Source organism: Rubrivirga sp. (assembly GCF_049648075.1).
Taxonomy (GTDB): Bacteria; Bacteroidota; Rhodothermia; order Rhodothermales; family Rubricoccaceae; genus Rubrivirga.
Genome location: NZ_JBARYR010000187.1, coordinates 1 through 8,320, shown reverse-complemented (window position 1 = coordinate 8,320; position 8,320 = coordinate 1). Strand labels below are relative to the sequence as shown.

The following is an 8,320-nucleotide window of genomic DNA, read 5'->3' as shown; positions in this document are numbered from 1 at the left end:
GGAAGGCCGCGACGTGGACGGCGACCGTGTCGTCTTGGTCGTACGTCGCGGACCGGTCGGTCCAGCCGGGGCGCAGGATCTCGGTGCGGAGGGGGCGGACGACGGAGGACGGGACGCGGCGGACCGTAGGCATCGAGGTCAGAGCGGGGGAGACGCAAGCTACCGGCCTCGAGGGCGACCCTCATGTCGTGGGGAGGCGCCCGAAACCCGCGGCGCGCTCAACCGCGCTCGGCCAGAGGCGTCCTTGAGGGATGGACCTCTTCTCCTCCAACCCCGACCTCGAGGCCGACCGGCCCGCGGCGCTCAAAGACAAGGCGCTCCTCGTCCACGAGCGGCTGTGCCAGGAGTACGAGTGCCCGATCGACTACTTCTCGACCAAGGACCCGCTGAGCGAACTGGTCTCGGCGCTGCTGTCTCACCGGACGAAAAACAAGGACAGCAAGCGCGCTTACGACACGCTCCGCGAGCGATTCCCGACGTGGGAGGAGGTCCGCGACGCCGACGTCCTCGAGGTCGAGAAAGCCATCGCGACGTGCACCTGGCCCGAGCAGAAGGCGCCCCGGCTGCAGGCCGTCCTCGAGGCGATTTCCAACGCGCCGGAGACCGACGGCCTGAGCCTCGAGGAACTCGCCGGGTGGCCGGCCTCGAGGGCGCGGCCATGGCTCCAGAAGATCAAAGGCGTCGGCCCGAAGACGAGCGCGGCGGTCCTCTTGTTCAGCAGGCTCCGCGTGCCGGCGCTGCCCGTCGACAGCCACCACCACCGCGTCGCGCAGCGGCTGGGGCTCATCCCGGAGTCGATGGCCGTCGGCCCGTCGCACGACGCGTTGGCGGCGCTGGTGCCGAGTGGCTGGGACGCCCAGACGGTCTACGATCACCACGAGGTGTTCATGCTCCACGGCCAGAAGTGCTGCTCCTGGCGGCGCCCGACCTGCGGCCGGTGCCCGGTGTACGACCTGTGCGTGTGGGGGGAGAAGGCCGAGCGGGAACAATAGTCGTTCAAACAAATATATTGGATCGATCGCACCGATCGCTCCCCTTAACCCACACCGTTTCCCATGTCCGATCTCAAAACCAAGGTCGACGACCTCAACAACCGCATCCTCCAGGGCGACATCCTGGGCGCCTTCGAGGACTACTACGCCGAGGACGTCGTGATGATCGACGCCGGCCAGCCGCCCCGCGAGGGCAAGGACGTCAACCGCCAGTACGAGGAGGTCTTCGTCAACGGCCTGACCGAGTTCCGCGGCGCCGAGGTCAAGTCGAGCGTCGTCGACGAGGCCAACAGCAAGGCGCTCACCGAGTGGCACTTCGACTTCACGCACGCTGACTTCGGCGACCAGAAGTACGACCAGGTTGCCGTCCAGACCTGGAAGGACGGTCAGATCGTCGAGGAGCGCTTCTACAAGCTCTAGACCGGTCTCGGCCTCGAGGACGCCCGCTCTGGCCGCGCGCCGGGGCGGGCGTTTTCCATGTCCGACCTCGAGGTCGGCCCGCGATCCGCCGACCTCAGCCCTCGAGGTCGGACGACGTCACCTCGCGCTTGTCGCCGGTAAAGGCGTCGAACACGGTGCGGTGTGCGGTCTGTCCGTAGTCGTCGTCGCGGCCGGGGTAACTGCGGATCCAATCGAGCAAGAACTCGAGGCCGGCGTCTTGATCGGCCTTCGAGTCGTACTTCTCGGGTTCCCACGGCCGAGCGCGGGCGTGCGCGATGCAGGTCTCGACCCCGGGATTGAGAAACACGAACTCCGTCGCTAGCGGACTCGCAACCTCGGCCAGGCTCGCGTAGCTGCCCTCGATGACCCACCCGTCGGCCTCGAGGTCGAACGCTCGGATCGCGGCAGCGCTGTCCTCGAAATCGGCACGGACACCTGGCTCGGAGAACGCGACCAAGTCGAGGTCGAGGTGGTCCACGCCGTGTAGCTCGGCCAAGGCCCGTGCCATCGTGGTCTTCCCGGAGCCGGAGTTGCCCAGGATCAGAACTCGAGGCCGGGTCATGCGAACGTGCTCGCGGCCTCGAGGCCGGCTAGGTGCGCGAGCGCCACTGCAGGATGGCCGAGATCACGAACAGCCCAGCGCCGACGTACAGGAACGTCGACCGGTCGCCGTCGGAGCCGAAGCCGGCCCAGATGACCAGGGCGAGCCCCATGATGCTGAGCGCGGCGGCGGCCAGCAACGCGGGGGGAGGACCAGCCTGCGCCACTAGTACGGCGGGTTGAGCGTCTCGGGGTCGGCGGGCTCGTTCTGCAGCTCCCAGTCCTCGAAGCGGGCCAGGTCGTCGCGGATCGCCTTCATCACGTAGGCGACCACGACGGCGTCGTCCAAGAAACCCGTGCCGACGATAAAGTCGGGGATCAGGTCGAACGGCGTCACGAAGTACAGCAAGCCGGCGGCGACGAACGAGATGCTCTTCCAGGGAAGCTGGCGGTAATTGCCGGCGGCGATCGCGCGGCCGAGCCGGACTAGGCGGGGTACGTCGGCCCGGAGCGAGCCCAGGCGGCTCCGGTCTTCGCGGAGCTGGGTCTGGGCGCGGCGGATGACGGCGCGGAGCCGGCTCGGGTTGTCGGCGAGCTCGTCGGCGTCGCCCTGGACGAGTCGGAGGCCGCGGCGGGCGGTCTTGCGGTCGGAGGTGGACACGGCGTTCGGGGGCGGGGTCGGGAACGTACGGATCGGGGCCGAGACTGTTGCCCTCGAGGTCGGCGCCGAGCCGCTACTTTCGGACGTCTTCTTTCTCGACCTCGATGCGCGCGTTTTTTCTCCTCGTCGTCTTTAGCGGGTCGGTGGTGGCCCAGCCCGTCGCGGCGCCTGGCCCAGCGATGGTCACGGACCGGATTCAGAACTCCGTGCCTCCGACGCCGGCCGCCGAGCGCTTCGAAGCCGCCGCCGTGCGCGCCCAGATGCTGGACGCCTCGCCCGTCGCCGAGGTGCCGTTTCGGTCCGTCGGCCCGACCGTCATGTCCGGCCGCGTCACGGCTGTCGAGGCTCGGCCCGGCGACCCGTCCGAGATCGTCGTGGCCTACGCGTCCGGCGGCTTGTGGCACTCGACGAACGGCGGCTCGAGCTTCACGCCCTTGTTCGACGACATGCCCGCGATCACCATCGGCGACGTGGCCGTCGACTGGACCGACCTCGAGGGCGACGGGCCGACGCTGTGGGTCGGGACGGGAGAGTCGAACTCGTCGAGGTCGTCGTACGCGGGGACGGGCGTCTACAAGTCGACGAACGGCGGCACGACGTGGGAGCATCTCGGCCTCGAGGAGTCGCACCACATCGGCGCGATCGCGCTGCACCCGGACGACCCGGACGTCGCCTGGGTGGCGGCCATCGGACACCTCTACTCGCCGAACCCCGAGCGCGGGTTGTACCGCACGACCGACGGCGGCGACACGTGGGACCAGGTTCTCTACGTCGACGACGACACGGGCGCCATCGAGGTCGTGATCGACCCGAACGACCCGGACCGGCTGTGGGCCTCGACGTGGACGCGCTCGCGCCGCGCGTGGGACTTTGTCGAGGGCGGGGCGGGCTCGGCCGTCTGGGGCAGCCAAGACGGCGGCGCGACGTGGCAACGGCTGACCGTCGAGGGCTCCGGCTTCCCGACCGGCGGCACCGTCGGCCGCATCGGGCTCGCACCCCACGCCTCCGGCCGTCTGTACGCCGTCGTGGACAACCAGGCGCGGCGCCCTGCGGAGGAGATGGACACGCCGATGCTCACCACGGACGCCATCCAAGCCATGTCGCGCGACCAGTTCCTCGAGGTCGCCCAAGAAGACCTCAACGCGTTTTTGGACGCCAACAACGTCCCGTTCAGCTATACCGCCGAGTCCGTCCTCGAGGACGTGCGCGACGGCCGCATCGAGCCGGCCGACCTGGTCGCGTTTCTGGCCGACGCCAACCGCCAGCTGTTCGACACGCCGGTCGTTGGCGCCGAGGTGTACCGGAGCGCCGACGGCGGGCGGACGTGGGCGCGGACGCACGACGGGCCGCTCGACGACCTGTTCTACTCGTACGGCTACTACTTCGGCGTCGTCCGGGTGGACCCGCACGACCCGGACCGGCTGTTCGTCTTGGGCGTCCCGCTCGTCGGCTCGGTCGATGGCGGCGCGACGTGGCAGCGCGCTGATGCGCCCCAGGTCCACGTCGACCACCACGACCTGTGGTTCGACGCGACGCGGCCGGGCGCGATGATCTCGGGCAACGACGGCGGCCTAAACGCGACGCTCGACGGCGGCGTCTCGTGGACCAAGCTCAACACGATCCCCGTCGGCCAGTTCTACAGCGTCCAGGTGGACAACGCCGAGCCGTACAACGTCTACGGCGGGCTGCAGGACAACGGCGTCTGGGTCGGGCCGAGCACCTACCGCCAGACGGTCGGCTGGACGGCCGAGGGACGCTACCCGTACCGGCGCCTGCTCGGTGGCGACGGGATGCACATCCAGGTCGACGACCGCGACGGGACGGTCTACACCGGCTTCCAGTTCGGCAACTACTTCCGCACGCACCGTGACGGCGGCGACCTCGAGCGGACGGTCCCGCAGCACGAGCTCGGCGAGCGGCCGTTCCGCTACAACTGGCAGACGCCGATCTGGCTCAGCCGCCACCTGCCGGACGTGTTGTACCTCGCCTCGAACCGCGTCCACCGCTCGTTCGACCGCGGCGAGACCTGGGACGAGATCTCGCCCGACCTGACGAAGGGCGGCATCCCCGGCGACGTGCCGTACGGGACCGCGAGCTCGTTCCACGAGTCCGACCTCGAGTTCGGACTGCTGGCCGTCGGCACCGACGACGGAAAGGTCTGGGTGACCGAGGACGACGGCCGAACCTGGCAGGACCGCTCGGCCGGGCTTCCTGCCGACTTGTGGGTGAGCCGCGTCGAGCTCTCGACGCACAGTCGTGACCGCTTGCTGGTCGCCCTCAACGGTTACCGCTGGGACCACTTCGACGCGTACGTCTACGCCTCGGACGACCTGGGCCGCACGTGGCAGCGCATCGGGACCGACCTTCCTGCCGAGCCGGTCAACGTCGCCAAGGAAGACCCGCACAACCCGGACGCGATGTACGTCGGGACCGACGGCGGCCTGTACATCTCCCTCGACCGCGGCGCCACGTTCACCGCCTTCCACGGCCAACGCGCATCCACCATCGAGGGCGCCGGCCCCTTCGAGGCCGAGACAGCGCCGGGCGCCTGGGGGCCGACGATGCCGCACGCGCCCGTCCACGACGTGGTGGTTCAGGCCCGAGACCGCGACTTGGTCGTCGGCACGCACGGACGTTCGATCTGGATCGCCGACCTCGATCACGTCTCCCGGCTCACACCCGACGTGACCTCGAGGACGTTGCACGTCTTCCCACCCGACACCACGACGCACCGCGCGGACTGGGGAACGATCGGCTACACTTGGTCGGACGCGCCCGAGCCCGCCCTCGAGGTCGGCTACTGGACGACGGCGACGGGCACGGCTCGCGTCCGCGTCTTGGATGCCGACGGCCAAGTCGTTCGCACCCTCGAGGACGGCGCTTCACCCGGCCTCAACCTGATGCGCTACGACTTGGTGAGCGACTCCGCTCTAGGGGACGAGCACGACGCTGGCGAGGACACGGGCGCGTTCTACCTCGTCCCGGGCGTGTACGTCCTCGAGGTCGCGCTGGGTGGGCAGACGGCGACGGCGCCGCTGGTCGTCGAGGCCGGGCCGGAGCCGCGCTCGAGGGCGCGCAAGAAGACGCCGTAGTTCTCTGGGACGTCTCGATCGGTCCCCACTGTCATCCTGAGCGCAGGGCGCAGCCCGGAGTCGAAGGATCGGTGCCGACCTCGAGGACGCGGATGGGGCTCTCGGTGTGATGCGGTACAGCGTCGCACCAGAGATCCTTCGGCTCGCTTCGCTCGCTCAGGATGACAAAGTGGGAGCGCCGCTGATCTAATGGAGCTCCCAGTCCACGGTCCCGCGCAGGCCGTCGGGGATCTCGTTCTGAAAACGGCCCTCGAGGACGCTCCGGTCGAACCGGTTGGGGGCGCGGAAGATGAACGACACCTCTTTTTTGCCGTAGCTCCGGTTTTGGCGGATCACCTCGCCGTGCTCCTCGACCAATGCGCGGTACGCGTCGGACGCGTCCTCGAGGGTGGCGGCCTTCAGGTTCTTGACCACGAGCTGCCCGGTCACGCGGTGCTCGAGGACGAAGATGAGGCCGAACGCGAACGCCGTCGTCAGGACGGCTAGGTGGGGGAGGTCCATCCCGCACGAGAGCCCGATCAACGCGACCAGGATGAGCCGGCCGGTGTCTGCGACCGACTCGAGCGTCGTGCGGAACCGCAGCAGCCCGCCGATCCCGAACACCACGAACCCGACGACCAGTCCGTACTGGACCACCATCAGCCCGATCACAGCCCCGACGATGCCGTACGTCAGGTACACCTTGGGCGCCTCGGCCTCCCCGACGCTGTCGACGCGCTGCCGGGTGCGCGGGTGGTAGGCGATCACGGCGCTCAGGACTGCGGCCACGATCAGGATGATGGTCGCGTGGACGAGAAACCGCACGTCTGTGAACCCGGCCCAACCTGCGCCCTCGAGGACGCCGTCCGGGTTGCCGAACACGTTTTGAGCCCGTGTCGAAACAGGGGAGAGCGCGAGCGCTCCCAGAAGGGAGAGCCGCCAGGCAAGAGCGGACATTCGGTCGGGTGATCTAGGTGCCGACAAACCTAGGTCCCGGCGGTCGCCCTCGAGGGCGACCGAGCGTGACCTCAGGCTCCCTCGGGACCGAGGTCGAGTGCCGACCGAGGCTCTGCCGGGGTGCCGACACGGCTCGGGTCCGGGTCCTGCCGCAACTCGACCTCGAGGCCCCGACCTCCAGGCCAGGCTACAGGTCTGAGAACGCGTCCGCGAGGCGCTGGGCGTCCGCGGCCTCAAAGGACTCCAGGAGCGGGCGGTCGTTGGTCTTGCTGCGCGCGAACGGCGACGGCTCTCCGTCCGCCATCGCGATCACAATGCGGCCGTCCTCGACGCGGATCGCCTCGATCTCCGACCGTGGAATCTGGGTCGCCATCCCCAGGCCCGCCTCTACCGCGTCGGTGACCGCTCGAGCGATCTGACCTCCCAGCCCCTCGACGTTCTCGGTCTCCCGGTCGATCTCCTCCGAAACGTTCTTGCGGGCCTCCTCGGAAAGGCGGAGGAACAGGACGTCGGCCGTCAAGCCCAGCTCCATCGAGCCGTCGGACGACGTGATGACCTCGGTCGGAGTGCCTAGGTCCGTCCCGATCCGGACCCTGTCGAGGTCGACGCCCTCGAGGACGGAGCTCGCCTCTTCGACAACGCGGTCGACGTCGTCGGACGGTGGCTGAGGCGCGACCTCGGAGGGGTCGGGCGCGCACGCGGCGAGACCTGCGAGTGCAAACACGAAAAAACGGGTCATGGAGTCAGGGTCAGGGTCCAGCGGGTCTCGCCGGGGAGGAACGGGCTCGGCCGGCCTTCGACCCAGTCGTCGTGGCCGGCCCCCCAGTATGGGGACATAAAGTGGCCGGCCTGTCCGCCCGGCATGTGGAAGATGCCTCGGTCTTCGTGACCGGGCGAGACCACCATCCGCTGCGACGCGCCGAACGACGGCCCGGACACGCGCGGCATCCGCGAGTCGCCGGGCTGGGCCACGGACGGCATGACGAGCCGGTCACCGATCCCGGGGATCGCAGACGCCATCGGGTGCTCCATGCGCAGCGTGTTGAACGCGCCCCACGTCGCGTCCTCGAGGACGGGGTGGTCAGCCTCGACCTCGGCCGCGGCCTGTTCGAGTAGGTCGTCCCACGACGCGTAGCCGTCGGGCAGCAGGTGGCCCGGGCGCTCGGTGATCATGGCCCAGACAGGCGTCTCGTCGCGGGCGGGCATGTCCACGTCGCGGCCCGCCGTCCTCGAGGCCGGACGGAGCAGGGGAGGAAGAACACGCTCGACGACCGACGAGCGGAAGTCACGGACCAGCCGGTAGCCGGCGTCGTCGGGGGAGGCGCGGCCGCTCCAGCCGTCGACGATGGAGCGCATCGGCTCGGCGTCCTCAAGGACGGATAAAAGCAGGTCGCGCCACCGAGCGTAGAACAGGGCGCGGTCGTCGAGCTGGATGCCCAACAGGTCCCGTTCCGAGATCGGCACCTCGAGGGCGCGCAGGCCGTCGCGGATCTGGCGGGCGCGGGCGCCGTGGGCGTAGTTGCTGGTCCCGAGCACCGCGTACTTCTCGTCCGAGACGACGCGCGAGTTGGCAGACCATAGCAAGCCGTCTTCTGGATCCACGACGCGAGGTACGCGGCTCGGCTCGAGAAGCCCGGCCCACAACGCGCCCGGCTCGT

The 8,320-nt window shown here is 69.3% G+C and carries 9 protein-coding genes; 3 read left to right on the top strand and 6 right to left on the bottom strand.

Annotated features, from left to right (window positions below; all coding sequences use genetic code 11):
* The first annotated feature begins 251 nt into the window (after positions 1-251).
* Both WBA11_RS05455 and WBA11_RS05450 read left to right on the top strand, forming a co-directional pair.
* On the top strand, positions 252-992 hold the full coding sequence (locus WBA11_RS05455; RefSeq protein ID WP_424519703.1) for an endonuclease III domain-containing protein: 741 nt from the start codon (positions 252-254) through the stop codon (positions 990-992).
* A 63-nt stretch (positions 993-1,055) separates the two neighbouring features.
* Positions 1,056-1,412, top strand: coding sequence for a nuclear transport factor 2 family protein (locus WBA11_RS05450; RefSeq protein ID WP_424519702.1), 357 nt, complete (start codon positions 1,056-1,058; stop codon positions 1,410-1,412).
* 94 nt (positions 1,413-1,506) lie between these two features.
* On the opposite strand, the gene WBA11_RS05445 is transcribed toward WBA11_RS05450, so the two are convergent.
* Genes WBA11_RS05445 through WBA11_RS05435 form a run of 3 tightly spaced genes read right to left on the bottom strand, consistent with a single transcriptional unit; the run spans position 1,507 to position 2,634 of the window.
* Positions 1,507-1,995, bottom strand: a complete 489-nt coding sequence (locus tag WBA11_RS05445; RefSeq protein ID WP_424519701.1) for a shikimate kinase — start codon at positions 1,993-1,995, stop codon at positions 1,507-1,509.
* 28 nt (positions 1,996-2,023) lie between these two features.
* A complete protein-coding gene (locus WBA11_RS05440; RefSeq protein ID WP_424519700.1) occupies positions 2,024-2,200 on the bottom strand; it encodes a hypothetical protein in 177 nt (58 codons plus the stop codon).
* Positions 2,200-2,634: a YkvA family protein gene (locus WBA11_RS05435; RefSeq protein WP_424519699.1), complete on the bottom strand. Its 435-nt coding sequence runs from the start codon at positions 2,632-2,634 to the stop codon at positions 2,200-2,202. Before WBA11_RS05435 ends, WBA11_RS05440 begins: the two co-directional genes overlap by 1 nt.
* Positions 2,635-2,738: 104 nt before the next feature.
* Between WBA11_RS05435 and WBA11_RS05430 the strand changes: the two genes are divergently transcribed.
* A complete protein-coding gene (locus tag WBA11_RS05430; RefSeq protein ID WP_424519698.1) occupies positions 2,739-5,726 on the top strand; it encodes a WD40/YVTN/BNR-like repeat-containing protein in 2,988 nt (995 codons plus the stop codon).
* Between the two features lie 186 nt (positions 5,727-5,912).
* Here the strand turns inward: WBA11_RS05430 and WBA11_RS05425 are convergent, their stop codons facing one another.
* The 3 genes from WBA11_RS05425 to WBA11_RS05415 all read right to left on the bottom strand — a co-directional run.
* Positions 5,913-6,662: a hypothetical protein gene (locus tag WBA11_RS05425; protein WP_424519697.1), complete on the bottom strand. Its 750-nt coding sequence runs from the start codon at positions 6,660-6,662 to the stop codon at positions 5,913-5,915.
* Positions 6,663-6,849: 187 nt separating this feature from the next.
* Positions 6,850-7,401: a hypothetical protein gene (locus WBA11_RS05420; protein WP_424519696.1), complete on the bottom strand. Its 552-nt coding sequence runs from the start codon at positions 7,399-7,401 to the stop codon at positions 6,850-6,852.
* A partial coding sequence (locus tag WBA11_RS05415) for a penicillin acylase family protein (protein ID WP_424519695.1) occupies positions 7,398-8,320 on the bottom strand: 923 nt, incomplete at its 5' end. The genes WBA11_RS05420 and WBA11_RS05415, both read right to left, overlap by 4 nt.

What these genes read in the sequence shown, in the direction of transcription:
- WBA11_RS05455 (WP_424519703.1), top strand. Translation starts at nt 252, where the DNA reads ATGGACCTCTTCTCCTCCAACCCCGACCTCGAGGCCGACCGGCCCGCG.
- WBA11_RS05450 (WP_424519702.1), top strand. Translation starts at nt 1,056, where the DNA reads ATGTCCGATCTCAAAACCAAGGTCGACGACCTCAACAACCGCATCCTC.
- WBA11_RS05445 (WP_424519701.1), bottom strand. Translation starts at nt 1,995, where the DNA reads ATGACCCGGCCTCGAGTTCTGATCCTGGGCAACTCCGGCTCCGGGAAG.
- WBA11_RS05430 (WP_424519698.1), top strand. Translation starts at nt 2,739, where the DNA reads ATGCGCGCGTTTTTTCTCCTCGTCGTCTTTAGCGGGTCGGTGGTGGCC.
- WBA11_RS05425 (WP_424519697.1), bottom strand. Translation starts at nt 6,662, where the DNA reads ATGTCCGCTCTTGCCTGGCGGCTCTCCCTTCTGGGAGCGCTCGCGCTC.
- WBA11_RS05420 (WP_424519696.1), bottom strand. Translation starts at nt 7,401, where the DNA reads ATGACCCGTTTTTTCGTGTTTGCACTCGCAGGTCTCGCCGCGTGCGCG.